Annotated in this window: 25 protein-coding genes and 1 riboswitch; of the genes, 15 read left to right on the top strand and 10 right to left on the bottom strand. The window is 55.4% G+C overall.

Going from position 1 to position 25,853, the window contains the following annotated elements:
- Nucleotides 1-40: 40 nt before the first annotated feature.
- The gene (gene ubiK, locus AC0T7J_RS13950; protein ID WP_473794946.1) at nucleotides 41-466 is read right to left on the bottom strand and encodes a ubiquinone biosynthesis accessory factor UbiK; all 426 of its coding nucleotides are present in this window, start codon (nucleotides 464-466) and stop codon (nucleotides 41-43) included.
- Between the two features lie 171 nt (nucleotides 467-637).
- Nucleotides 638-795, top strand: a riboswitch (FMN riboswitch).
- A gap of 110 nt (nucleotides 796-905) precedes the next feature.
- Between ubiK and ribB the strand changes: the two genes are divergently transcribed.
- Complete coding sequence (gene ribB / locus AC0T7J_RS13945; protein ID WP_022623886.1) at nucleotides 906-1,562, top strand: 3,4-dihydroxy-2-butanone-4-phosphate synthase; 657 nt, start codon at nucleotides 906-908, stop codon at nucleotides 1,560-1,562.
- 235 nt (nucleotides 1,563-1,797) lie between these two features.
- Complete coding sequence (ygiD, locus tag AC0T7J_RS13940; protein ID WP_473794944.1) at nucleotides 1,798-2,583, top strand: 4,5-DOPA-extradiol-dioxygenase; 786 nt, start codon at nucleotides 1,798-1,800, stop codon at nucleotides 2,581-2,583.
- A gap of 51 nt (nucleotides 2,584-2,634) precedes the next feature.
- Here ygiD and AC0T7J_RS13935 read toward each other — a convergent pair whose 3' ends face one another.
- The 3 genes from AC0T7J_RS13935 to tolC form a co-directional block, all read right to left on the bottom strand.
- Nucleotides 2,635-3,795, bottom strand: a complete 1,161-nt coding sequence (locus tag AC0T7J_RS13935; protein WP_022623884.1) for a glutathionylspermidine synthase family protein — start codon at nucleotides 3,793-3,795, stop codon at nucleotides 2,635-2,637.
- 7 nt (nucleotides 3,796-3,802) lie between these two features.
- Nucleotides 3,803-4,474, bottom strand: a complete 672-nt coding sequence (locus tag AC0T7J_RS13930; protein ID WP_010249037.1) for a DUF1190 family protein — start codon at nucleotides 4,472-4,474, stop codon at nucleotides 3,803-3,805.
- A gap of 142 nt (nucleotides 4,475-4,616) precedes the next feature.
- Nucleotides 4,617-6,083, bottom strand: a complete 1,467-nt coding sequence (tolC, locus tag AC0T7J_RS13925) for an outer membrane channel protein TolC (protein ID WP_473794942.1) — start codon at nucleotides 6,081-6,083, stop codon at nucleotides 4,617-4,619.
- A 213-nt stretch (nucleotides 6,084-6,296) separates the two neighbouring features.
- Here tolC and nudF point away from each other — a divergent pair, with 213 nt between their 5' ends.
- From nudF to AC0T7J_RS13895, 6 genes are all read left to right on the top strand, one after another.
- Nucleotides 6,297-6,932 (top strand): ADP-ribose diphosphatase, encoded by a 636-nt coding sequence (gene nudF, locus AC0T7J_RS13920; RefSeq protein WP_473795002.1) that lies wholly within the window; start codon nucleotides 6,297-6,299, stop codon nucleotides 6,930-6,932.
- The gene (locus tag AC0T7J_RS13915) at nucleotides 6,929-7,354 is read left to right on the top strand and encodes a DUF1249 family protein (RefSeq protein ID WP_008925735.1); all 426 of its coding nucleotides are present in this window, start codon (nucleotides 6,929-6,931) and stop codon (nucleotides 7,352-7,354) included. The genes nudF and AC0T7J_RS13915 overlap by 4 nt, the downstream gene beginning before the upstream one ends.
- Nucleotides 7,355-7,396: 42 nt before the next feature.
- Entirely contained in the window at nucleotides 7,397-8,224 is an 828-nt protein-coding gene (gene cpdA / locus AC0T7J_RS13910; RefSeq protein WP_473794940.1) for a 3',5'-cyclic-AMP phosphodiesterase, read from the top strand.
- 3 nt (nucleotides 8,225-8,227) lie between these two features.
- Complete coding sequence (gene yqiA / locus AC0T7J_RS13905; RefSeq protein WP_473794938.1) at nucleotides 8,228-8,809, top strand: esterase YqiA; 582 nt, start codon at nucleotides 8,228-8,230, stop codon at nucleotides 8,807-8,809.
- Nucleotides 8,810-8,858: 49 nt separating this feature from the next.
- Nucleotides 8,859-10,754, top strand: coding sequence for a DNA topoisomerase IV subunit B (parE, locus tag AC0T7J_RS13900; RefSeq protein WP_473794936.1), 1,896 nt, complete (start codon nucleotides 8,859-8,861; stop codon nucleotides 10,752-10,754).
- A gap of 95 nt (nucleotides 10,755-10,849) precedes the next feature.
- Nucleotides 10,850-11,749: a LysR substrate-binding domain-containing protein gene (locus AC0T7J_RS13895; protein ID WP_473794934.1), complete on the top strand. Its 900-nt coding sequence runs from the start codon at nucleotides 10,850-10,852 to the stop codon at nucleotides 11,747-11,749.
- Between the two features lie 295 nt (nucleotides 11,750-12,044).
- On the opposite strand, the gene AC0T7J_RS13890 is transcribed toward AC0T7J_RS13895, so the two are convergent.
- Together AC0T7J_RS13890 and AC0T7J_RS13885 are read right to left on the bottom strand one after the other, a co-directional pair.
- On the bottom strand, nucleotides 12,045-12,353 hold the full coding sequence (locus tag AC0T7J_RS13890) for a putative quinol monooxygenase (protein WP_010249029.1): 309 nt from the start codon (nucleotides 12,351-12,353) through the stop codon (nucleotides 12,045-12,047).
- A 48-nt stretch (nucleotides 12,354-12,401) separates the two neighbouring features.
- Entirely contained in the window at nucleotides 12,402-12,983 is a 582-nt protein-coding gene (locus AC0T7J_RS13885) for an NAD(P)H-dependent oxidoreductase (protein WP_473794932.1), read from the bottom strand.
- Between the two features lie 155 nt (nucleotides 12,984-13,138).
- Between AC0T7J_RS13885 and AC0T7J_RS13880 the strand changes: the two genes are divergently transcribed.
- The 4 genes from AC0T7J_RS13880 to ftsP all read left to right on the top strand — a co-directional run bounded on the left by AC0T7J_RS13880 (nucleotide 13,139) and on the right by ftsP (nucleotide 18,724).
- On the top strand, nucleotides 13,139-13,903 hold the full coding sequence (locus AC0T7J_RS13880; protein ID WP_473794930.1) for a transporter substrate-binding domain-containing protein: 765 nt from the start codon (nucleotides 13,139-13,141) through the stop codon (nucleotides 13,901-13,903).
- Between the two features lie 192 nt (nucleotides 13,904-14,095).
- Nucleotides 14,096-16,369: a DNA topoisomerase IV subunit A gene (parC, locus tag AC0T7J_RS13875; protein ID WP_473794928.1), complete on the top strand. Its 2,274-nt coding sequence runs from the start codon at nucleotides 14,096-14,098 to the stop codon at nucleotides 16,367-16,369.
- 45 nt (nucleotides 16,370-16,414) lie between these two features.
- Nucleotides 16,415-17,152, top strand: coding sequence for a 1-acylglycerol-3-phosphate O-acyltransferase (locus AC0T7J_RS13870; protein WP_010671121.1), 738 nt, complete (start codon nucleotides 16,415-16,417; stop codon nucleotides 17,150-17,152).
- Between the two features lie 141 nt (nucleotides 17,153-17,293).
- Nucleotides 17,294-18,724, top strand: a complete 1,431-nt coding sequence (gene ftsP, locus AC0T7J_RS13865; protein ID WP_473794926.1) for a cell division protein FtsP — start codon at nucleotides 17,294-17,296, stop codon at nucleotides 18,722-18,724.
- A 98-nt stretch (nucleotides 18,725-18,822) separates the two neighbouring features.
- Here the strand turns inward: ftsP and dkgA are convergent, their stop codons facing one another.
- Nucleotides 18,823-19,647: a 2,5-didehydrogluconate reductase DkgA gene (dkgA, locus tag AC0T7J_RS13860; protein WP_473794924.1), complete on the bottom strand. Its 825-nt coding sequence runs from the start codon at nucleotides 19,645-19,647 to the stop codon at nucleotides 18,823-18,825.
- A gap of 499 nt (nucleotides 19,648-20,146) precedes the next feature.
- Between dkgA and AC0T7J_RS13855 the strand changes: the two genes are divergently transcribed.
- From AC0T7J_RS13855 to AC0T7J_RS13845, 3 genes are all read left to right on the top strand, one after another.
- Nucleotides 20,147-20,851: a hypothetical protein gene (locus AC0T7J_RS13855; protein WP_473794922.1), complete on the top strand. Its 705-nt coding sequence runs from the start codon at nucleotides 20,147-20,149 to the stop codon at nucleotides 20,849-20,851.
- Nucleotides 20,844-21,266, top strand: a complete 423-nt coding sequence (locus AC0T7J_RS13850) for a hypothetical protein (RefSeq protein WP_473794921.1) — start codon at nucleotides 20,844-20,846, stop codon at nucleotides 21,264-21,266. Before AC0T7J_RS13855 ends, AC0T7J_RS13850 begins: the two co-directional genes overlap by 8 nt.
- A 151-nt stretch (nucleotides 21,267-21,417) precedes the next feature.
- Entirely contained in the window at nucleotides 21,418-22,326 is a 909-nt protein-coding gene (locus AC0T7J_RS13845) for an AraC family transcriptional regulator (protein ID WP_010249021.1), read from the top strand.
- A 32-nt stretch (nucleotides 22,327-22,358) separates the two neighbouring features.
- On the opposite strand, the gene AC0T7J_RS13840 is transcribed toward AC0T7J_RS13845, so the two are convergent.
- From AC0T7J_RS13840 to AC0T7J_RS13830, 3 genes are all read right to left on the bottom strand, one after another.
- Nucleotides 22,359-23,021: a DedA family protein gene (locus AC0T7J_RS13840; RefSeq protein WP_010249020.1), complete on the bottom strand. Its 663-nt coding sequence runs from the start codon at nucleotides 23,019-23,021 to the stop codon at nucleotides 22,359-22,361.
- Between the two features lie 210 nt (nucleotides 23,022-23,231).
- Nucleotides 23,232-24,422, bottom strand: a complete 1,191-nt coding sequence (gene metC / locus AC0T7J_RS13835; RefSeq protein ID WP_473794920.1) for a cystathionine beta-lyase — start codon at nucleotides 24,420-24,422, stop codon at nucleotides 23,232-23,234.
- 135 nt (nucleotides 24,423-24,557) lie between these two features.
- Nucleotides 24,558-25,844: a TRAP transporter large permease gene (locus tag AC0T7J_RS13830; RefSeq protein WP_473794918.1), complete on the bottom strand. Its 1,287-nt coding sequence runs from the start codon at nucleotides 25,842-25,844 to the stop codon at nucleotides 24,558-24,560.
- Nucleotides 25,845-25,853 lie beyond the last annotated feature (9 nt).

Here is a 25,853-nt window from a genome sequence, read left to right as displayed (position 1 = left end):
CCAGAAGGCAGCGGGAGACCTGCTCCCGCTAAACTGATTCTTAGTGGTTACTGTCGTTGTCAGTATTAACCACATCCGCAGGATTAATGGCTGACGGTGCCGGTGAAGCGGCAGGGGATGTCGCTGCACCTGCAGTGGCGGTGTTAGCCGTGGCGACACCGGTCACAGCCGGAGTCACCGTCGCGGCAGGCGCGGTAGCCGTTGGCGGTGTGCTGCTGCTACCGCCGCTCTGGCTTTCCAGCTGCGCCAGACGCTGCTCCAGCGCCGCAAGCTTCTCACGTGTACGCAGTAATACCTGCGTCTGCACATCAAACTCCTCACGGTTGACCAGATCCATCCGGGTCAGCTGCGCCTGAAGAACCTGACGAATTTTCTTTTCGACATCATCACCAAACTCACGAACACCTTTAGGCATCGCTTCGTGAACCTGACGGGCAAGTTGTTCAATTTTTTTCGTGTCGATCATGATGATTTCCTGGTTACGGGGAGCTGTGTCAGCGTGTTTACCAACGTAATAAGTGTTAAGTGTAATGCCAGAAATGAAAAGGATAAACCTCAAATCGGTAACGCAGGAAATGCAAAAGCAATTGCGCTATAGATGATTGCCGCCTCAAACGATCGGCGTTATAGTTAAAGTGCTTATTCTCAGGGCGGGGCGCAATTCCCCACCGGCGGTAAATCAGCTTCGGCTGAAAGCCCGCGAGCGCTTTATCTTTATGAAAAGAGAGGTAAAGGTCAGCAGATCCGGTGTAATTCCGGGGCCGACGGTTACAGTCCGGATGGGAGAGGGTAACGACATCTGTCGGACAATTGTGTCTGCTTCACGTTATTGCCACGTCTTTTTGACGTCACTCCTAAGCACGCCCTGATTCTGGTAACCCATACATTTTAAGGTTTTTATTACCATGAATCAGACGCTACTTTCTGAATTTGGCACGCCTGAACAGCGTGTAGAACGTGCTATCGCCGCCCTGCGTGAGGGACGCGGTGTGATGGTACTCGACGATGAAAATCGCGAAAACGAAGGCGACATGATCTTCGCCGCAGAAACCATGACCGTTGAACAGATGGCACTGACTATTCGTCATGGCAGCGGCATCGTCTGCCTCTGCCTGACCGAAGCGCGTCGCCAGCAGCTCGATCTGCCAATGATGGTGGAAAACAACACCAGCTCTTTCGGCACGGGCTTCACCGTGACCATTGAGGCCGCAGAAGGTGTCACCACGGGCGTCTCCGCGCAGGATCGTATCACCACCATCCGCGCCGCCATTGCCGACAATGCTAAACCCACCGATCTGCATCGCCCTGGTCATGTCTTCCCGCTGCGTGCCAGCGAAGGCGGCGTATTAACCCGTGGCGGCCATACGGAAGCGACCATCGATTTAGTCACGCTGGCAGGCTTTAAGCCCGCAGGTGTGCTGTGCGAACTGACCAACGACGACGGCACTATGGCCCATGCGCCTGAAGCAATTGCGTTCGCCCGTCAGCACAACATGCCGGTGGTGACTATCGAAGATCTGATCGCCTGGCGCCGCGCGCACGAAACACGCCACGCCAGCTAATCTGGCTGCGGCGAAAAACAGGCTCCTGTCGGGCCTGTTTTTCATCCTGTCTCCCGGGAATGGCGCGGGCTGACCGCTGACTTTTTCTCTCTCCTTCATGCCGAAACGCTGTTAAACCCGCCACATTAAATTTCATTCAAATTTCCTGATGATCACCATCATGGTTATCCGCGTGATAAAGCAGCGGATGCGCGTATCGTAGTGGCTATCAAACACTCGATCCCGGGGATCACGAATGAGCCAGTTACGAATGCCAGCGCTGTTTTTGGGTCACGGCAACCCGATGAATGCCCTTGAAGAGAATCGCTATACTGCGGCGTGGCGTCACGCGGGCGATACTCTGCCACGTCCACGCGCGATTATTGCGGTTTCGGCGCACTGGTATACGCGCGGCACCGCCGTGACGGCAATGGCACAGCCTGAGACCATTCATGATTTTGGTGGCTTTCCGCAGGCGCTGTTTGATATGCGCTATCCGGCACCGGGCTCGCCTGAACTGGCGCAGCAACTGGTTGAGCAGTTAGCGCCCGTAGCGGTGACGCTGGATCACGAGTGGGGACTGGATCATGGTTCCTGGGGCGTCCTGATTAAGATGTATCCGGAGGCCGATATTCCGGTGGTGCAGCTCAGCATTGATAGCACCAAACCCGCGGCATGGCACTTTGAGATGGGCAAGAAACTGGCTGCACTGCGCGATCAGGGCGTGATGATTGTCGCCAGCGGCAACGTGGTACATAACCTGCGTAAAGTGCGCTGGGATGGCAACAGTGAAGTTTATCCATGGGCCAGCAGTTTTGAACAGTTTGTCCGCGATAACCTGGCGGTGCAGAGCGATGCTGCTTCTCATCCGCTGGTTAACTTTATGGATCATCCGGGCGCGGCGCTTTCTAATCCGACACCTGAGCACTATCTGCCGCTGCTCTATATACTTGGCGCACGTCAGCCAGATGACGCCATCAGCATTCCGGTTGATGGCATGGAGATGGGTGCGATCAGCATGTTGTCGGTTCAGGTAGGTTAGGGAAGCCAGAAGAAAACAGGCCAGAAGCTGGCCTGTTATTAGCGCGGTGCATCAACCGATAAAGGCGTGCGGATAGAAACGGGAAAGATCCTGCGTGATCAGGTCACGATCTTCCCGCAGGCCGATACCAGCCGGTTGATCGTCAATCAGCCAGCTGCCGATCAGCGTATAGCTGTCGCCAAACTTAGGCAGCGGATGGAACTGCTGGACGATCATTCCCTCTTCGCCATAGGGTCCATCGACGCGGGCGATCTCCTGACCATTTTCCACGATGCGGATGTTGGCACCTTCACGTGAAAACAGCGGCTTCACCACATATTTGTCCATGTGCGGCACGTCATCTTCCGCGAACCAGGCGGGCAGCAGGTTAGGATGATTCGGGAACATCTCCCACAGCAACGGCAGCAAGGCTTTATTCGAGATGATGCTTTTCCAGGCCGGTTCCAGCCAGCGTACGCCAGCATCGCCCAGCTTGGTGGAGAACATCTCACGCAGCATGAATTCCCACGGATAGAGCTTGAACAGGTTGCTAATCACCTGATCCTGGGCGTCGGTAAATTCCCCTTTTTCGCCCAGTCCAATTTCATCCATGTAGAGAAACTCACTCGGCAGACCCGCTTCGGTGGCGCAATCCTGAAGATATTGCACGGTGCCGCGATCTTCGTCGGTATCACGGCAGCAGGCGAAGTGCAGCCAGTTGAAGCCGTGCTGCTGATGTAACGCGGCAAAGCGTTCAATCAGCTTTTCCTGCAGGCTATTAAACTGATCGCTGCCTGCGGGGAGCTGACCAGCGTTAAGCTGGTCCTCCAGCCACAGCCACTGGAAAAACGCCGCTTCATACAGCGAGGTCGGCGTATCGGCATTGTTCTCCAGCAGCTTTACATCGCCTTTGCCATCCCAGGCGAGATCCAGACGAGAGTAAAGCGAAGGCTGACGCTGATGCCATGAATCGCGCACGAAGTCCCAGGTGTGTTTAGGGATGCGGAATTTAGCAAGCAACGCTTCGCTGTTAACCACTTTTTCCACCACCTGCAGGCACATTTGATGTAATTCAGCGGTCACCTCTTCCAGATGCTCGATTTGTGCCAGTGTGAACTGGTAATAAGCATCTTCACACCAGTAGGGTTCACCATGCATGGTGTGAAAACGAAAACCGAACTCGGTGGCTTTTTCGCGCCAGCCTGGGCGCTCTGAAATGGCAATGCGTTCCATCGGGGCGTTAGCCTCCCATTGAGCGGCTGGAAGTGCCGCTGGCGCTGCTACGCTGCATGCTGTTCTGCTTCGCGACGGTTTCACCAAAGCCACCACGGGTAATGGTGGAGGTGGTAGCCGGTTTTGGTGCCAGCGCCGTTTTCGGCACGGTCATGCTTTTGCCGGACGTTGCTGCACCATAATTACGGCCCGATGCATCAACAAACTGACCATTGGCCGGGCTGCGGGCATTTTTCGGTGAGAAGAGCGGTTGCTGTGCAAAGCCCGAACCACCGCCCATCATGCGGCCCATCATGTAACCTGCCATCAGTGGCATCCAGAAGCTGCCGCCACTCTGCTGCGATTCGGCATTAGTGGTGCCCACGCCCGCCTGAGCAGGTGTCTGCTGACACTGGTTTTCACCAAATTCAGCGACACAATCTTCACGCGTTGCATATTTTGGCGCGGTGCGTTCCGCCTCTTTTTTGGCTTCATTGAATGCGGTAGTACATTGCGCACTCTGGCCCGGATTGGCTTTTGAACAGTCATCAGCGTTCTGGTACATCGAAACCGTTTCGTCGTTCTGTTCACAGCCAGCCAGCATAAATACCGCCGAAACGGCGATAGCAACGGGCGTTAAATGGCGTGCCTGCCAGCTTTTGCGAAAAGCGGCATAGCGAATAGATTTTGTGCGTTTCATTATGATTATCCTGTGCCCAAAGGTAGCGCATAGAATAGGTGATGGGGGGGTAAAATTGAAGCTGGAGGCCTGATACAACAGGGATCTTTACTTAGTTATACGTTCAACGGAGAGACGGGCCGCAAAGCAGCCCGTCCGCTCATTAATTGCCGAAAGGATTACCGCTGCTGTGGCGAGCCGCAGGACGCGCTGCCTCAGAAGAGCCGGTTGCCGCCGGACCGCTATCCACGCGCGCGGTCTGCTGTGCATTTTCCGGTGCTACCGTTTCCGGTGACGTCGGAATCTCTTTACCCAGCTGGCTGTTCAGTTGCTGCAGGCTCTGCTCATTGAGCGTACCCAGCGCATAGCTGATATTCAGCTGGTTAATCAGATAGCTATAGCGCGCATCAGAGAGCTGTTGCTTAGCGTTGTAGAGCACGGTGGTTGCATCCAGCACATCTACGATAGTACGCGTACCAACCTGATAGCCCGCTTCTGACGCATCCAGAGAGCTTTGCGCAGAGACCACGGCCTGTTTATAAGCGTTGATGCTGCTGATAGAGGCATTCACGTTGTTAAACGATGAGCGTACTGTCTGAACCGCAGAGCGGTGCGCGCTTTCCAGCGATTCACTGGCGCTGACGAAGCTGTACTGCGCCTGTTTCACCTGAGAGGTGACGCTGCCACCGCTATAGAGTGGCAGTGAGAAGCTCAGACCTACCTGGTTAGTACCCGTAATGGAGTCAGTAGAGCCCTGACTCTGGTTCGCACGGCTGCCGCCATATTTGCTGTTCGACATGCCGGTAGAGGCTGTCAGACCAATGGTGGGCATATGACCCGCTTCCATCTGGCGGATCTGCTCACGGGCTAAATCCTGGTTCAGACGCGCAGAGAGCAGCGACAGGTTACGGCTTTCTGCCTGCTTAAGCAGCGCGCTGACCGGTTCTGGCTTATCGGTTCTGAAGCGATCAATGCTCAGTGAAGCCAGCGACATGTAGTCCATGCCGGTGATCTGACGCAGCGTTTCCACGTTATTATCGAGGTTATTACGCGCGGTCACTTCGTTAGCCAGCACGCTGTCATATTGCGCACGGGCGTTCTGTACGTCAGTAATGGCAACCAGGCCAACGTTAAAGCGCTGTGTGGTTTGATCCAGTTCGCGATAGATCGACTGTTTCTGCGCTTCGGTGTAAGAAAGGGTATCAATCGCTTTCAGCACGTTGAAGTAGGCGGTCGCGGTGTTCAGAATCAGATCCTGCTGTGCCACCTGATAGGTCACATCCTGGATTCCGGCAGTTTTTTCCTGCAGGGTCAGCGCGCGCCATTTCGACATGTCGAAAATAGTCTGGGTTAATTGCAGCGAGCCGCTGGTCGTGTTGGAATGGAGACCGCTACCGTCGCGATAGCCGCTGTTATAGGTGTAGTCTGCACCCAGGCCGAGCTGGGGTAATAATGGGCTACGCGCTTCGTTGATTTTCTCAAAGGCAGAATCGCGATCGGCAGCGGCGCTGCGCAGATCCGGGTTGCTCAGACGTGCTTGTTGGTAAACCTGAAGCAGGTCTTCGGCCTGGCTGGCGAAGCTGAAACCGCCCAGGCTCAGCCCAATAAAAAATGGGAGCAGTTTTTTCATTTGCATTCCTTTTGTTGCAGCAAATTGCGGTGGGTGCGCTGCCGGGTAAGCCAAAAAATTATCGCCGATTCTAGCAGAGGGCAACTGTGAGATAAGTTGGCTGAACGTGCCTTCTCCCCCTAATTTACGTAAATAATTCAGAAAGAACCACTTACATAGAGCACGATTACAGGCTTTTTTCGCTCCACCCCAATCTGCACAAGGAACCCGATGATGCCGGAAGAAAAAGAATCCCCTGTGACTTTCACAAAAAACGATGTAGAAATTATTGCACGCGAGACCGTCTATGATGGTTTTTTTTCGGTCGTACGTTATCGCTTCCGCCACCGCCAGTTTAATGGCGAAATGAGTGGGGAAGTACAGCGCGAGGTTTTTGAGCGCGGACATGCCGCCGTGCTGCTACCTTACGATCCCTTACGCGATGAAGTGGTGCTGATTGAACAGATCCGCATCCCGGCTTATGACAGCAGTGCTTCACCCTGGCTGCTGGAGATGGTCGCCGGCATTATTGAGCCCGGTGAGTCTGTCGAACAGGTCGTGCGCCGTGAAGCCGTTGAAGAAGCAGGATTAGAGGTCGGCCGGATTAAGCCCATGCTTAACTATCTGGCCAGCCCTGGCGGCACCAGCGAACGTCTGTCGGTGCTGATTGGGGAAGTGGATGCCAGCCAGGCAGAGGGATGCTATGGTCTGGAGGAAGAGAATGAGGATATTCTTGTCCATGTGGTGAGCCGCGAACAGGCTTACCGCTGGGTGGAAGAGGGGATAATCGACAATGCGGCGTCTGTCATCGCTCTGCAATGGCTGGCGTTGCACCATGAGAAACTACGCGAAGAGTGGATACAAAAATGAAACAGCGCTATACCCCTGACTTTCCCGAAATGATGCGGCTCTGCGAAACCAATTTCGCCCAGTTACGCCGCCTGCTGCCGCGTAACGATGAGGCGGGAGAATCGGTGATCTATCAGGTAAGTGGCGCCCGTTATCAGCTGACGATCCAGGAGTCGACACGCTACACCACACTGGTGGAGATCCGCCAGGTCGCACCTGCCGTGAGTTACTGGAGTCTGCCCTCGATGTCAGTCAGGCTCTATCACGATGCGATGGTCGCCGAAGTGTGTTCAACTCAACAGATCTATCGTTTCAAAGCGCGCTATGATTATCCTAATAAAAAATTGCATCAGCGCGATGAAAAACATCAGATAAACCAGTTTCTCGCAGACTGGCTGCGCTACTGCCTGGCACATGGCGCAATGGCAGTTCCGGTCTGCTGATGCGTATAATGCAGTAAATGGCGTGGAGACGAAGGAAACGCTTTGGATAGCCTGCTAACTCTTCCTGCAGCGAACGGTTCCAAAATCAGGATTTTGCAAATCACGGATACCCACCTGTTCGCGGGAAAACATGAATCGCTGCTTGGGGTGAACACCTGGTCGAGCTACAAAGCGGTGCTGGATGCGATAATTGCGCAACATCGTGACTACGACCTGATTATCGCCACCGGCGATCTCGCTCAGGATCACTCTATCGAAGCCTATCAGCATTTTGCTGAGGGCATCTCACGTTTGCCGCGGCCCTGCGTCTGGCTGCCTGGTAATCACGATTTTCAGCCCGCGATGTTCGACACGCTGGCAGCAGCTCATATCAATGCCCACAAGCAGGTGCTGGTGGGTGAGAAGTGGCAGATTGTGTTGCTCGACAGCCAGGTCTCGGGTGTGCCGCACGGGATGCTGAGCGATTATCAGCTGGAGTGGCTCGATAATGCGCTGGCCCGCTATCCGCAACGTCATACGCTGGTCCTGCTGCACCATCATCCGCTGGCCTCTGGCTGTACCTGGCTCGATCAGCACAGCCTGCGCAACTCACATCAGCTCGATGCGGTGTTACAGCATTACCCGTTAGCCCGGACGCTGGTCTGTGGTCATATTCATCAGGAGCTGGATCTTGAGTGGCACGGTCGTCGCGTGCTGGCCACCCCTTCAACCTGCGTTCAGTTCAAACCGCACTGCACCAGCTTTACGATCGACACCGTGGCTCCCGGCTGGCGCTGGTTCACGCTGTATCCGGATGGCGGCCTTGAGACCGAGGTTAACCGGCTCGACACCGACGTTTTTCGTCCCGATTTAGACTCAGAAGGATACTGACGCGTGGCGGCATTGCTCTATCTGCATGGTTTTAACAGCTCGCCGCAGTCGGCTAAGGCGACGCAGTTCCGGCAATGGTTAGAAGCGCAGCATCCGGAGATCAACATGATCGTGCCACAGTTGCCGACGTTTCCGGCCGATGCCGCCGCAATGCTGGAAGATCTGGTACTGAGCCACAGTGGCGAAACGCTGGGGCTGGTAGGCTCGTCGCTGGGCGGTTATTACGCCACCTGGCTGTCGCAATGCTTTATGCTGCCTGCGGTAGTCGTCAATCCCGCGGTGCGGCCTTTTGAGCTGCTGACGGATTTCCTCGGCGAAAATCAGAATCCCTACACCGGCCAGCAATATGTGTTAGAGTCACGCCACATTTACGATCTGAAAGTAATGCAGATTGAACCGCTGGAAGCGCCCGATTTACTCTGGCTGCTGCAACAGACCGGCGATGAAGTTCTCGATTACCGACAGGCGCTCGACTATTACAGCGCGTGCCGTCACACGGTAGAAGAGGGCGGAAATCATGCATTTACTGGATTCGAGCGCCATTTCCCGCAGATTCTGAACTTTCTTGGTCTGAATCATCCCTGAGTAATGCGGAAATCGCACCCCATTTCACCCTTCTAATCAGACATTTACGATGAGTCAATCTAACTATAACGCGGATGCCATTGAGGTCCTGACTGGCCTTGAGCCTGTTCGCCGTCGTCCGGGCATGTACACCGATACGACGCGGCCCAACCATTTGGGTCAGGAAGTGATTGATAACAGCGTCGATGAGGCGCTTGGCGGCCACGCGAAGCGGGTTGAAGTGATTCTGCACGCTGACCAGTCGCTGGAAGTTATTGATGATGGTCGCGGCATGCCTGTGGATATTCACCCGGAAGAGGGCGTGCCTGCCATCGAGCTGATCCTGTGTCGCCTGCACGCGGGCGGCAAGTTCTCCAATAAAAACTATCAGTTCTCGGGCGGCCTGCACGGCGTCGGCATCTCGGTGGTTAACGCCCTGTCAAAACGCGTCGAAGTCACGGTGCGCCGTAATGGCGAAATCTATGACATGGCGTTTGAGAATGGTGACAAAGTCCAGGATCTCACGGTCACCGGCACAGTTGCTAAACGCAACACCGGCACGCGCGTCCATTTCTGGCCGGATGAAAGCTTCTTCGACAGCCCACGTTTTTCGGTGTCACGCTTATCACATCTGCTGAAAGCCAAAGCGGTACTCTGCCCTGGCGTTGAGATCGTCTTTAAAGACAAGCTGAACAATACCGAACAGACCTGGTGCTACGAAGATGGCCTGACTGACTACCTGTGCGAAGCGGTGAATGGCTTACCGACGCTGCCGGGAAAACCGTTTGTCGGCAGTTTTGCTGGCGATGTTGAAGCGGTTGACTGGGCGCTGTTGTGGCTGCCGGAAGGCGGTGAGTTATTAACTGAAAGCTACGTTAACCTGATCCCAACCATGCAGGGCGGGACTCACGTCAACGGTTTGCGTCAGGGACTGCTGGATGCGATGCGCGAGTTCTGCGAATACCGTAACATTCTGCCGCGTGGCGTGAAGCTCTCGGCGGAAGATATCTGGGATCGCTGCGCCTATGTGCTGTCGGTGAAGATGCAGGATCCGCAGTTCGCTGGACAGACCAAAGAGCGTCTCTCTTCTCGTCAGTGCGCAGCCTTTGTCTCTGGCGTGGTAAAAGATGCCTTTAGCCTGTGGCTGAACCAGAATATCCAGACGGCAGAGCAGCTGGCTGAGCTGGCGATCTCCAGCGCCCAGCGGCGTATGCGGGCAGCCAAAAAAGTGGTGCGTAAAAAGCTCACCAGCGGTCCGGCTCTGCCGGGCAAACTGGCTGACTGTACCGCGCAGGATCTGAATAAAACAGAACTGTTCCTGGTCGAAGGGGATTCGGCGGGTGGATCGGCCAAGCAGGCGCGCGATCGTGAATATCAGGCGATCATGCCGCTCAAAGGTAAGATCCTTAACACCTGGGAAGTCTCTTCTGATGAGGTGCTGGCGTCGCAGGAAGTGCATGATATTTCTGTGGCGATCGGTATCGATCCCGACAGCGAAGATCTTTCACAGCTGCGCTACGGCAAGATCTGCATTCTGGCGGATGCGGACTCGGATGGTCTGCATATCGCCACGCTGCTGTGTGCCCTGTTCGTGAAACATTTCCGTTCACTGGTCAGAAATGGACACGTTTACGTTGCCATGCCACCGCTCTATCGTATCGATCTCGGTAAAGAGGTTCACTACGCGCTGGATGAAGATGAGAAAGAGGGCGTGCTGGAGCAGCTGAAACGCAAAAAGGGTAAACCTAACGTTCAGCGCTTTAAAGGGCTGGGTGAGATGAACCCTTTGCAGTTGCGCGAAACAACGCTGGATCCAAATACCCGCCGTCTGGTACAGCTGACCATCAGTGAAGAGGATATCGATCAGACGCTGCGCATGATGGATATGCTGCTGGCGAAGAAACGTTCTGAAGACCGGCGTAACTGGTTGCAGGAAAAAGGCGACAAGGCCGATATCGAAGTGTAAAAAAACAGGACGCGAAAGCGTCCTGTTCTCTTTGTGCTTCAGCCAGCACATCCTCAGAGAACCCCGCAGATTCAGAGAGCAGAGAAGTAACCCTTGTGAAAATTACCCTGGAAGAGTTACGTGCCTGGGTGGCGGTAGTGGACAGCGGTTCCATTACAGCGGCGGCATCCCAGCTGGGGCAGACCAGTTCGGGCATCAGCCGGGCGTTGTCCCGGCTGGAGAGCAAGCTGCAGACCACCCTGTTGCATCGCACTACCCGACGTCTGGCGCTGACCGAAGAGGGACAGGTGTTTCTGGAGCATGCGCGCCAGATCCTGGCCTCGGTTGAGCAGGCCGAAGAGCAGATAGCCCAGCGGCGCGAGATGCCGTCAGGACGGCTGCGGGTAAACGCCGCAACCCCTTTTATGCTGCATGTGATTGTGCCGCTGGTGGACGATTTCCGCGCCCGCTATCCCCTGATCCAGCTTGAACTGAATACCGACGATATCCTGATCGATCTGCTGGAGCAGCAAACGGACATTGCCATTCGCATCGGCGAACTGCGCGACTCTACGCTGCGCGCCCGGATGCTTGGCAGCAGTGCGATCCGGCTCATGGCCAGCCCGGCTTATCTGGCGAAAGCAGGCACCCCGCAGAGCGTTGCCGATCTCGCGCAGCATCAAATCATCGGCTTCAGCCATCTTGAGGCGCACAATGTCTGGCCGGTCTGGCAGCCAGATGGCGATTTCATGCGTATTAAGCCCACAATCTCTGCCTCCAGCGGCGAAACCATCCGGCAGCTGGCGCTGGCAGGACAGGGGATCGCACGCCTCTCCGACTTTGTCAGCCGGGAAGATTGCGCGGCAGGACGGCTGGTGCCGGTTCTCCCCGCTGAAACCCGCGAGCTGCGGTTGCCGGTGCATGCGGTCTATTACCGTAATACCACGCTCTCATCGCGCATCGGCTGCTTCCTGGATTTTCTCCGCACCGAGATTGATCGGCGTAAGCTGCTGTGATCTCTCTTGGCATAATAAAAAACCCCTGTCATAGGGCAGGGGTTTGGAGATGCTGGCAAGTCTGGCCGGATTTGCTGTGAGATTGTGCTTGCACAGGGAACACGGTCAGATCGGAAAGGCGCTCAAGCCAGTCCCTGGTCGCTCTACCCGCGCCATCCCTGGCGCGGGACGCTTTCCTCTTCTGACCGGGTTCCCTTTGCGTTGAACTAATTCATTGCTGCCAGAGGCACTCAGGTTTGAGGTTGTCAGCAGCCTGACCCCTTTTACCCAACCGGGGTTAAGCCTTCAGCACTAATCAGGCGCTGGGTTCCAGCACCAGAATCTTCACATCCACCACATCATCTTTAATGATGGCGCGATGCGCATCCATGTGCGGCATCTGCTGATGCTGCTCCAGATGGCGTAAAGTTTCCCACTGTTCCAGCATAAAAATGGAGTCTGGCGAGTTCTGCTTCCACGGCACCTGCGCCTGATGGTCCAGCAGCGCGTCATACTGATGGCAGCCTTCTTCTTCTAAAACCAGCGGGATCAGTTTTTTCACGGCATCCAGCACGGCCTGACGGCGACCGGGTTTGACACAAATTTCAGCAACGACTGTTAACATTCGCGAATTCCTCTTTCGTGGGAAAATAGGGAGTATCCCCCAGCCATCTTACGCAAAAACGCGGCTAAGATGGGTCCGATAAGCGGCGATATCGCGTGGCACGTCCGGCGCTTTAATCACATCGTTACAGATAAAGGTCGGCAGCGCTTCCATACCCAGGAACTGGTTGGCTTTGTGGAAGTGCAGATATAGACCGTCGACGCCGACGCCTTCAAAGAACTGCTCCGGGTCGGTAAAGGCCTGCAGCGGCGCATTCCAGGTCAGTGACAGCATATATTTTTTGCCCTGCAGCAGACCGCCGGAACCATATTTCTTCGCCGCATCAGAACGGGTACGACCATCGCTGGCGTAGAGCGAGCCGTGGCCTTCGGTAAAGACTTCATCAATGTAACGCTTCACCGTCCAGGGTTCGCCCATCCACCAGCCAGGCATCTGATAAATCACCACATCGCTATCGAGATATTTCTGCACTTCATCGGCGACCACGTAGTCGCTGTCAGCCAGGGTCACGGATACCTCATGCCCCATATCACGCAGCTGGCTGGCCGCAACGTCGGTCAGCGTGTGGTTCAGTTCGCCTTTAGAGTGGGCAAAGGTTTTGCCGCCATCGATAATTAAAATCTTGCTCATGAATCGTTTGCCTCATTTCCTGAATATGGCGCTTAGCTTACGCGCGCTGCGCCCGTAGAAAAATGGGAGGTTGATCACAACACTTTTGCTGTGGCAGCAACAATGCGCCGGTTTATGGCACCATCGGCAGGCAAACTCACCGTGAAAAAATCAAAATGAAAAAAATAGTCTTCGCTTTGCTGCTGGCGAGCAGTGCTGTCCAGGCACAGTCTCATCTCGACACCATCCTCAGTTCTAAAACGCTTAAGGTCTGCACCACCGGAGATTACAAGCCTTACAGCTACCTGCGACCCGATGGTCAGTATGAAGGGCTGGATATCAGCATGGCGAACGCGCTGGCTGCCTCGCTCGGCGCGAAAGTGGAATGGGTGCCAACCAGCTGGAAAAACCTGATGCCCGATTTCCTGGCAAAGCAGTGTGATATCGCCGTCGGCGGCGTCTCGGTTACGCTGAAACGCCAGCAGACCGCCTGGTTCGCCCGGCCGCTGGATGTGGATGGCAAAATCCCGCTGGTGCGCTGCAGTGATAAAGATCGCTTCCAGACCATCGAACAGCTCAACCGGCCTGACGTGCGGCTGATTGAACCGGCAGGCGGCACCAATGAAGCCTTTGTGCACAGCCATCTGCCACAGGCCTCACTGACGCTGTTCCACGATAACGTCACCATCTTCCGGCAGCTGGTGGACAACAAGGCGGATGTGATGATCACCGATGCCTCTGAGGCGCGTTTTCAGCAGCAACATTACCCGACGCTCTGTGCGATCAATCCTGACAAACCGCTACAGTATGGCGAGAAGGCTTACATGATTCCGCGTGACGATATCAGCTGGAAGCTCTATGTCGATCAGTGGCTGCATCTCAGCACCGCCACTGGCGAATATCGTGATATTGCCCGCCAGTGGATGGGGGCAAAGCCCTGATCCACTTCCGCACACAGGTCAGTCACTTGCCGGTCTGAATCCGGCGTGCCTCCGGCACAGGAAATCGCGCGGCGGGACGCCTGCTGTCCCGCGCTTCCCCTGTGACTAACACCAGCGAATAAGGTACTATCCTCGCCAAACCACCGCCGGGTGTCCCGCCGTTGTGGGCCACGATGTGAGGATGAGAAATTAATGAGTGAACTGACTCAGGATGGTGCAGAGCGTCTTGCCCTGCACACATTCACCGAGAATGCGTACTTAAACTATTCGATGTACGTCATCATGGATCGCGCCCTGCCTTACATTGGCGACGGATTAAAGCCGGTTCAGCGACGGATCGTCTACGCCATGTCCGAACTGGGACTGAGCGCCAGCGCAAAATTCAAAAAATCGGCGCGTACCGTGGGTGACGTGTTGGGTAAATACCATCCGCACGGCGACAGCGCCTGCTATGAAGCGATGGTGCTGATGGCGCAGCCGTTCTCCTACCGTTATCCGCTGGTCGATGGCCAGGGTAACTGGGGGGCGCCGGATGATCCCAAGTCATTCGCGGCGATGCGTTACACCGAATCCCGTTTGTCTAAATATGCCGAGCTGCTGCTGGGTGAGCTGGGTCAGGGGACGGTCGACTATCAGCCGAACTTTGATGGCACGCTGCAGGAGCCGAAGATGTTGCCGGCGCGCCTGCCCAATATTCTGCTGAACGGCACCACCGGCATTGCCGTGGGTATGGCGACCGATATTCCGCCGCACAACCTGCGCGAAGTGGCTCAGGCGACCATCGCGCTGATCGACTCGCCGAAAACCACGCTGGAACAGCTGCTGGATATTGTCCAGGGGCCTGATTATCCTACAGAGGCGGAGATCATCACGCCGCGTGACGAAATCCGCAAAATTTATCAGACCGGTCGTGGCTCGATTCGCCAGCGTGCGGTCTGGAAGAAGGAAGAGGGCGAGGCGGTGATTACCGCGCTGCCGCATCAGGTGTCGGGCGCGCGCGTGCTGGAGCAAATTGCGAACCAGATGCGCAATAAAAAGCTGCCGATGGTGGAGGATCTGCGTGATGAGTCGGATCACGAGAACCCGACCCGCCTGGTCATCGTCCCGCGCTCCAACCGCGTCGATCTCGATCAGGTGATGAATCATCTGTTCGCCACCACCGATCTGGAAAAGAGCTACCGCGTTAACCTCAACATGATCGGGCTGGATAACCGCCCGGCGGTGAAAAACCTGCATGAGATCCTGACCGAATGGCTGGTGTTCCGCCGCGATACGGTGAAACGTCGTCTGAATCACCGGCTGGATCGCGTGCTGCGTCGCCTGCATATCCTGGAAGGTTTGCTGGTTGCGTTCCTGAACATTGATGAAGTGATCGAGATCATCCGTACTGAGGATGAGCCGAAGCCGGTTCTGATGTCACGTTTTGGCATCAGCGAAACCCAGGCCGAATCGATCCTCGAACTGAAGTTGCGCCACCTGGCAAAACTGGAAGAGATGAAAATCCGTGGCGAGCAGGCGGAGCTGGAAAAAGAGCGCGATCAGCTGCAGGCCACGCTGGCCTCTGAACGTAAGATGAACACTCTGCTGAAAAAAGAGTTACAGGCTGACAGCGCCAGCTACGGCGACGATCGCCGTTCGCCGCTGCGTGAGCGTGAAGAAGCCAAAGCCCTGAGCGAAACCGAGCTGGTGCCGTCTGAACCGGTTACCATTGTGCTGTCGCAGATGGGCTGGGTGCGCAGCGCCAAAGGCCACGATATTGATCCTGCCGGACTCAGCTACAAAGCGGGCGACAGCTATCTGGCCGCGGCACGCGGCAAGAGCAATCAGCCAGTGGCCTTTATCGATTCTACTGGCCGCAGCTACACCCTGGATCCGACGTCGCTGCCTTCCGCGCGCGGTCAGGGCGAGCCGCTGACCGGTAAGCTGACGCCACCGCCGGGTGCGGTAGTTGAACAGGTGCTGATGGAACCGGATGACCAGCGCCTGCTGATGGCCTCAGATGCGGGTTACGGCTTTATCTGTACCTTCAGCGATCTGGTGTCGCGCAACCGCGCCGGTAAAGCGCTGCTGACGCTGCCGGAAAACGCTCGCGTGATGACGCCGATGGCCGTCCATCATGAAGATGACATGCTGCTGGCGATCACCCAGGCGGGGCGGATGCTGATGTTCCCGGTCGGGGAGCTGCCGCAGATGTCGAAAGGCAAGGGCAACAAAATCATCTCGATTCCATCCGCAGAAGCGGCCGCCGGTCAGGACAAACTGGCCTGGCTGATGATTTTACCGCCGGGCAGCGCTATCACGCTGCATGTGGGCAAGCGTAAAATGCTGCTGCGCAGTGAAGAGCTACAGAAATTCCGCGCCGATCGTGGACGTCGCGGCACGCTGCTACCGCGCGGCCTGCAAAAAATTGATCGTGTTGAACTGGATGCGCCTGCGCGTCCGGCGAGCCCGGATAGCGAAGCGTAAACTACCCGGCTGACATCGCGTCAGCCGTGGCTCAATGAGGGAACTATGTTACTGATTCTGCGTGCCATTATTGTGGTCATCTATTCGATCTTAGTCTGTATATCTGGCTGTATCTGGTGTCTGTTTTCACCGCGCAATCCGCGTCACGTTGCCACATTTGGCCACCTGTTCGGCAAACTGTCGACGGTGTTTGGCCTTAAAGTAGAACTGCGCAGACCGGAAGGTGCTGAGAATTATGGTAATGCGATCTACATCGCGAACCATCAGAACAACTACGACATGGTCACCGCGGCTAAAATGGTGCAGCCCTGCACGGTCACGGTGGGCAAGAAGAGCCTGTTGTGGGTGCCATTTTTTGGCCTGCTCTACTGGCTGACCGGTAACCTGCTGATTGATCGCGATGACCGTGCAAAAGCACGCGGCACGATCGGTCAGCTGGTCGATGAGTTTAACAGTAAGCGCATCTCCATCTGGATGTTCCCGGAAGGGACGCGCAGCCGTGGCCGTGGCCTGCTGCCGTTTAAAACCGGTGCCTTTCACGCCGCTGTAGCAGCGGGTGTGCCGATCATTCCGATTGTGGTCTCTAATACGCATGGCAAGATCAACCTCAATCGCTGGAAAAACGGGCTGGTAATCGTTGAGATGCTGCCACCGATTGATGTAAAGGCTTTCGAGTCGTCGTCGGTGCGTAAGCTGGCGACCCACTGTCGCGAACTGATGGCGGCAAAGCTGGAAGAGCTGAACGCCGAAGTCGCAGAACGCGAAAAAAACGGAAATATCTGACCGGCGAACCATTCGCCGAACTATCCTGCAGGGATGCCGCACGGCGGAGCACGTCCGCCCGCCGTGAACGCAGCACAGCAAAAACAGATCAATAAAAACAGGGTCGGCGCTTAGCGCCACGCGTAAAGGGTCAGAAGTTTTATGTCTTTCAGCAGACGTCAGTTCATCCAGCTTTCTGCCGGAGCGGCGCTTAGCGCCAGTGTACTACCTCATGCGGCGCGTGCCGCTTCTTCAGCTAATGGCGACACGCCACTTCCGGTTCCGCCGTTGCTGGAATCCCGTCGCGGCCAGCCGCTGTTCCTGACCATGCAGCGCAGCCACTGGTCTTTTAATGGCGACAACAACAAAGTGCCGGTGTGGGGCATTAATGGCCTCTATCTTGGCCCAACCGTCCGGGTTTACAGCGGCGATGACGTTAAGCTGATCTACAGTAACCGTCTGAACGAGCCGGTCTCCATGACTATCAGCGGTCTGCAGTTGCCGGGTGCGCTGATGGGTGGCGCGCCGCGTATGATGTCAGCCGGTGTTGACTGGTCGCCGGTGCTGCCGATTCGTCAGGCGGCCTCAACCTGCTGGTATCACGCTAACACGCCGAACCGCATGGCTCCGCACATCTACAACGGACTGGCGGGGATGTGGCTGGTGGAAGATGATATTGGCAGGCAGTTGCCGTTGCCGAAGCATTACGGCGTCGATGACTTCCCGATTATCATTCAGGACAAGCGGCTCGATAACTTTGCCACGCCGGTCTATGACCCGCCGCAGGATGGTGGTTTCCTGGGCGACACGCTGCTGGTGAATGGCGTACGCAATCCGTTTGTGGAGGTATCACGCGGCTGGGTGCGTCTGCGTCTGCTGAACGCGTCGAATGCGCGCCGTTACGAGATGGTGCTCAGCGACAATCGTCCGTTTATGGTCATCGCCAGCGATCAGGGCTATCTGCCTGCGCCGGTGGCGGTGCAGCGTCTTTCACTGGCACCGGGCGAACGCCGCGAGGTGCTGGTGGATATGTCGCAGGGCGATGAAGTGTCGATTACCGCGGGCACGGCGGCGGGCATTATGGATCGGCTGCGCGGCTTCTTTGAGCCATCCTCTATTCTGACGTCAACCCTGATCCTGACGCTGCGGCCAACCGGCTTGCTGCCGCTGGTGACGGATAATCTGCCGATGCGGCTGCTGGCCGATCAGATTCTGGATGGCGTGGCGGTTCGCACCCGTGAATTCCGCATCGGTGACAGCATGCCGGGCATTAACGGCGCGATCTGGGATATGAGCCGCATTGACACCACGGCACAGCAGGGCACCTTTGAGCGCTGGATCCTGCATGCTGACCGGCCACAGTCGCTGCATATTCAGGGCGTGATGTTCCTGATTAAAAGTGTGAATGGTGCGCAGCCGATGGGCGAAGATCGTGGCTGGAAAGATACGGTGTGGGTCGATGGCAGCGTGGAACTGATGGTCACTTTCCCGCAAAGTTCGTCAGATCACTTCCCGTTCGTCTACTACAGTCAGACGCTGGAACTGGCCGACCGTGGCACTGCCGGTCAGCTTGTGGTGCAGCCCACCGCATAACAGCGCGGTCAGGCAGGGAAAGCCCGCCTGACCGCGTTAATCGTTATCTGCCCCATCCGCAGGGCAGATAAGGTGAGCTCACCCGATGATACTCAGCCTTAGTTAAAGGTTTCCGGATCCGGCCCCAGACGATTGCCGCTGTCCAGCTTCGCAATATCACTCACTTCATGCTTGTCCAGGCGGAAGTCGAATACCTTAAAGTTCTCTTCGATACGGGCTGGTGTCACCGACTTCGGAATCACCACCAGGCCGCTATCCAGATGCCAGCGGATCACGATCTGTGCCGGCGTTTTGCCATATTTCTTCGCCAGCGACTTAATGATCTCCTGGTCGAAGACCCCTTTGCCGCCCTGCGCCAGCGGACTCCAGGATTCGGTCTGGATCTGATGCAGTGCGTTCCACGCATGCAGCGTGCGCTGCTGTAGCATCGGGTGCAGCTCAATCTGGTTTACTACCGGCGTGACACCGGTTTCATCCAGCAGTCGCTTCAGATGCGCCTCATGGAAGTTACAGACGCCGATACTTTTAGTCAGCCCCTGCTGCTGCAGTTCAATCATCTTCTTCCAGGCATCGACATAATGGTCTTTTTCCGGGCACGGCCAGTGCATCAGATAGAGATCGACCTGCTCCAGTTTCAGTTTCTCCAGGCTGGTTTCCATCGCCTGCTGAACGTTCTGCTGATCGTCGTTCCAGAGTTTGGTGGTCACGAAAATCTCTTTACGCGGCACGTCGGTTTCCTGCAGTGCCTGGCCAATCGCCTCTTCATTTTTATAGGCGGCGGCGGTATCGATTGAGCGATAGCCGACCTCCAGCGCTTTCAGCACCGCATGACGTGCATCTTCAATGCTGGCCTGCCATACGCCGAGTCCGAGTTGCGGCATCATATTGCCATCGCGCAGTTTGATAATGGGTTGGTCTGCCATAGTTGCTCCTTTCCGTTGCGGTTAATCCGTGAGATTTCACTGTGCTTAAGTCTAGCCAACAATTCTCAGCCTGCTTAGCTATAGCGAATCATGCTCGAAATTGGCCAGAATCGTATTTATGCCGGTTTTCTGCAGGCGTGAACTAAACCGGCTTGCTTATAGGATATAGTCCAGTTTTGCCAGGGGCTCATAGCATTTATATCTGAAGCGGGAGATTCTGCTTGCGAGCGGCAACTCGGGCATAGTCGTAGTGCCATAACAATAAAGCGGTATCGTTAGTCTCGCGAGGGTGATAGCACAGTAATTTCAGACGACACAGAATCCCGAATAAGACAACACGTCTCTATTAATGTATATCAAAATAAGAAGACAGGTTAATGATAATTAACTTTCCCGGCCAGATTAGAAAATATCCAGCGCATTTTTCTTAAAGTGATCTCTCTCCTGTGGCATGATTACGCTTTGCTGAAACTCATTAGTTAAATAGGGAAATTAAAAGATGAGTAAACGAAGTGATATCATTGATGGAACTGCTGCTGCCAGAGTCCCCTATGGCCTGGTTTATACGGAAGTACTGGGCTGGATTGATCTGGGACATGCTCAGGGTAGCGATATAAGAAGGCTTTTGAGAAGTATTGATTCCGGAGAGGCTTCAGGCAAGAAATACTACGATGTTACCTATTCGCAGTCTATGACTGACCCAACCAGAACTATGAGGATGGGTAAATTTATTACCTGGCGTATCAAACGCGGTCGTTCCCATTTTGAACGCAAAAGAATTGCGCTGGCCATGATGATGTCTCTGGCCCGGAAGTTTGAAGGATTGCAGGCATCATTTCCCATCACTAGCATTACAGACAGTGGTTTCAGTGGAGAAGATCTGGTGTCAGATTTGCTGGGTTTTTACCGTGTTGTCACCCTGTATGATCTCTTTGAGCTGCTGCGTCCCGTCAGCAAAGCAGAGGCGCTAAAAAGATGGAATTATTACGGTAAGATCGGTTCCTGGAAGAACGACTCCTTTTCGCCACTTTTATTCCCCGATCCTGAAAAATTCCCCAATGTGAAACCCCGAAAAGGTGTTCTGCCGGATTTTATGACGACAGTCAGACCGTGGAGTGACTTCCATTCGGGAATCGTCGGTATTGCCAGCACTGATGGTTCATATATAGATAAGGCAACCGGTGGGGTATTACCGTATGCGTAAGTCATTTAAAATAGTATCAATGATTATTATTGTTATTATGTCAGTGCTGGTCTGGATATGGCCTTATATAAAAATGGAATTCTCCGGAAGCGCAAACTATACCGAGCAGGATGTGAGAGAATATGAATTCTACACCCCCGACATCCTGAAAAAAATGCCACGAATTTCTCCGCGATATAATTTTGACTTTGCCAATATTACGGGGCCAGCTTCACAGGTTTATGCAATAAAATATTATGATACAGATAATTCAGGCGAAATTGACGCCTATTTGATTTCTCTGGGATATAAAAAGCAGAAGGATTGCCACATTGAAGCAGTATGTTGGATCGGTAATGAACCTCAGCAAATGGTGACTGTAAGCACCTTAGAAAACCCTAAAGTATTATTAGTTTCAGTTATCTACAACTTCTGATCGAAGCGGCTTACGGACAGACGCATCGGGCTGCATGATAAAAACGATTTGCAACATTTCAGTGACGTAAACGAGCGCCTGATTCTCCAATTCACTGGTGATTCAGACATTCGCACGGCACACTGGCTTTTTGCCCGTAAAAGGAGTCGCTATGGCGCACGATGCACTGTGTCACCGGCTGGCACAGCAGGTCGTCACGTTAATGACCCACGGTCACGACCGTCTTTGCCCGGTCGAAAATGTGTCGCTGATTTACGCTAATCAATATCGTCCCCGTACGCCGATGATGTATCAGCCTGGCATTGTGATCCTGTTTCAGGGCAGCAAAACCGGCTATCTCGGCAGTACCGTGTTTCAGTATGACGCCAGCAAGTACCTGATGCTCACCGTGCCGCTGCCGGTGGAGTGCGAAACCTGGGCCTCGCCAGAGGTGCCGATTGCCGGGCTGTGTCTTAATGTCGATACCGCCAGCCTGCAGGATCTGCTGATTGAAATCGGTGATGACGATCAGTTCCAGCCGCAGCCGCAGACCTCGGGGATCCACTCGGCGTGGCTGACGGAACCGATGCTGTGTGCCGCTGAGCGATTGCTGGATGTAATGACCCAGCCGCGCGATGCGCGGGTGCTGGGGCCACACATCGTGCGGGAAATTATCTACTACGTGCTGACTGGCCCGATTGGTGGTGCGCTGCTCTCACTGGTGAGCCGACAGACGCAATTCAGCCTGATCGCGCGTGCCCTGCGACGGATTGAAAATCACTATGCGGAAAACCTCAGCGTCGATGCGCTGGCGGCGGAAGTGAACATGAGCGTTTCAGCCTTTCACCATAACTTCAAAGCGGTTACGCAGACGTCGCCCTTGCAGTATCTCAAGCGATATCGCCTGCATCAGGCGCGATTGCTGATGCTGCACGATGGATTAAAAGCGAGTGCGGCGGCGGTGCGGGTTGGCTATGAAAGTCCTTCCCAGTTTTCGCGGGAATTTAAGCGCTATTTTGGCGTGACGCCGGGGGAAGAGGTGAATCGTGTGCGGCAGACGGTAGCGGATCCGTCCGCCTGAGTGGCGGCGGATCCTGATACTACGCGCTGACGTCAGGCCTGTTTCTGCCGACGCTTTTTCCAGATAACCAGAATGCTGCCGAACAGCCCGAGAAACAGCAACACCATCGGCAGTATCATCAGGATCGCCATCACCTGATCTTCATGACGCTTGATGAACGGCACCTGGCTGATGCCATAGCCAAATGTCACGACGATGCCAACCCACAGCACGCCGCTGAGCCAGTTGAAGAGCTGAAAGCGACCATTCTGCAAGCCCGCAATGCCCGCCATCGTCGGCAGGATCGTCCGGATGAAGGCCAGAAAACGGCCGACCAGCAGCGCCATCAGGCCATGGCGGTTAAACATATTCCAGGCGCGCTGGTGATACTGCGCAGGCAGATGCATCAGCCAGCTCTTCACCAGCCGGGTGTTCCCCAGCCAGCGACCCTGCAGATAACTCAGCCAGCAGCCCAGGCTGGCTGCGGTGGTGAGGATCACCATCGTCGGCACAAAATCCATTACCCCTTTTGCCACCATCGCACCCGCCAGCAGCAGCAGGCTGTCGCCCGGCAGGAAAGAGGCGGGTAACAGCCCATTTTCCAGAAACAGCGTCAGGAACATCACGCCGTACACCACCCACACTACATCCGGATTTGCCAGCGCGGCAAAATCCTGATGCCAGAGCGCGTGGACAATTTCGTGTAAAACACCCATTTGCTATTCCATCACGTCACAAGGAACTATCCGTCTGCATTCAGGCAATCGGTCGCGGCGCTGCGCAATAAATGCAGCGACCTCACTGATGACCTGAACGGTCTGGGATAAATTTTAACAATAAATGAGCAGCAGCCCGGCAAACTCTGCGGGTGGCCGCTACCCGGTTCATCTTCTGTTTAACGTCTGTTTATCTTTTACCTGAGTTTATTAACGCGTCAGGCGCGCAAAACCGGCGTCCAGGTCAGCCAGCAGATCGTCAACGTGCTCCAGACCAATATGCAGTCGCACCAGCGTACCGGTGAAATCGACTCCACCCGCCAGACGAATCGCGGCCAGCTCTTCCGGCTGATTCGCCAGGATCAGCGATTCATAGCCGCCCCAGGAGTAGGCCATGCTGAAATGATGGAAGTGATCGAGATATTCCGCCAGCTGGGGTGCGCTGAGTTTTTCCTGCAGGATAAAAGAGAACAGGCCGCTGCTGCCGTTAAAATCACGCTGCCAGAATTGATGACCTTTGCTCTGCGCCAGCGCCGGGTGATTAACCCGCGCCACTTCGGGACGCGCTGCCAGCCACTCTGCCACCTGAATCGCGCTCTCTTCATGCTGACGCAGACGGGTGCCCAGCGTACGCAGCCCCCGGCTCGCCATGTAGGCGGTATCGGCATCGACCATCTGGCCCATCAGATAGGAGTTCTCGCGTAGCTGGTCGATACAGCGCGCATTGGCGACCGCCGTGCCGATCATCGCATCGCTGTGACCAATCAGATATTTGGTGCCCGCCTGAATCGAAATATCGATGCCGTGCGCCAGCGCATCAAATAAGATACCGGCCGCCCAGGTGTTGTCGATCATAATGATCGCCTCGGGCGCTTTGGCGCGAACCGCCGCCACAATCGCCGGAATATCCTGAACTTCCATCGTGATAGAGGCAGGCGATTCAAGGAAAACCACCCGGGTATTGGGCTGCACCAGCTCACCGATTTCACTGCCGATGCAGTGATCGAACCAGCCTGTTGAAACCTGCAGCTTAGTCAGGATTTTCGTACAGAAATCCTGGGTCGGTTCATAGACTGCGCCACTCATCAGCACGTGGTCGCCCGCCTCGACAAACGCCAGAATCGCGTTCGCCACGGCAGCCGCCCCGCAGGGGTAGAGTACACAGCCTGCGCCGCCTTCCAGCTCCGTCATCGCGTCCTGCAGCGCAAAGTGCGTCAGGGTGCCACGACGGCCATAAAAGAGTTCGCCTTTTGCCCGACCGGCGGTGGCGCGTTTCTTCTCCGCGACCGTATCAAAAACCAGCGAGGAGGCCCGTTGAATCACACTGTTCACCGAGCCCTGGGTATAACGCTTGCTGCGTCCTGCACTGACGAGCGTGGTATCAATTTTTCTGGTGGTCATGAGTCGCCTTTGCCGCTTCTGACTAAGCCCTCACGTTACCACGAAACGACCAGCAGGGTTGAGACTCAATGGTGATTATCAGAGTGCGCCGCAGGATGAAAATCGGGTCCGCGATTGGACCCGATTTTGCCGACGCTACATCACGCCCATCAGGCGCGGTAACCAGAGGGAAATGGCCGGAATATAGGTAATCAGCATCAGCACGATAAACAGCATGCCGTAAAACGGCAGCATGGCGCTGACCACCTGCTCGATTTTCTGCTTACTGACCGCACTGGCGACAAACAGTACCGTACCGACCGGCGGGGTGATCAGGCCGATCCCGAGGTTGGTCAGCATGATCATGCCGAAGTGAACCGGATCGACGCCAAGCGCGGTGGCGACCGGCAACAGGACTGGCGTCAGGATCAGAATCAGCGGTGCCATATCCATCAGCGTGCCGACGACCAGCAGCAGGATGTTGATGCACATCAGGATCACATACTTGTTATCCGACAGACTGGTGAACGCCTCGGTGATAATCGTCGGCAGTTGCATGAAGGTCATCACTGCGCCAAACCCGGCGGCGAAGGCGATCAGCACCATCACGATGGTGACAGTCTTAATGGTGCGGAACAGCAGGATATGCAGCTGGTTCCATTTAAAGTCACGATAAATAAACATGGTGACGAAAAAGGCCCAGATACAGGCAATCGCGGCGGACTCCGAGGCAGTAAAGATACCCGAGAGAATGCCACCCATAATGATCACCACGGTAAACAATCCCCAGAACGCGTCGAAGAAGATTTTCAGCGCCTGGCGAAACGGAATACGTTCCCCTTTGGGATAGCCGCGTTTACGGGCAAAGCCGAGGCACATTACCATCAGGCAGCCACCCAGCATCAGGCCAGGCAGGATACCCGCCACGAACAGGGAAGAGATAGTCACCAGCCCACCGGTCGCCAGCGAATAGATCACTGAGTTGTGGCTGGGTGGCGTCAGCACCGCCTGTACTGAGCCGCTGGCGGTGACGGCGGCGGCAAAGTCACGCGGATAGCCTTTCTCCTCCATCTGCGGAATCATCACCGAGCCAATCGAGGCGGTATCCGCCACCGATGAGCCGGAAATCGCGCCGAAGAAGGTTGAGGCGACAATGTTCACCAGCGACAGGCCACCGCGGATAAAGCCGACAAAGATATAGGCGAAGTTGACCAGCCGGCGAGCAATGCCGCCCTCCGCCATGATCGCCCCGGCGAGAATAAAGAACGGGATAGTCAGTAGCGAAAATTTGTTAATGCCGTTGGTAATCTGAATCACCACGGCTTCCAGCGGCAGATCGATCCACCAGGCACCAATAAATGCGCTCAGGCCGACCGCAAATGCCACCGGAAACCCCACCAGCAGCAGTACCAGCAAACTGCCTAACAAAATCAATGCATCCATCTTCTGCTC

It is taken from the genome of Pantoea sp. E956-1, assembly GCF_982223955.1.
Note: the sequence above shows the minus strand (reverse complement) of the source record. Positions and strands in the feature narration are given on the sequence as shown.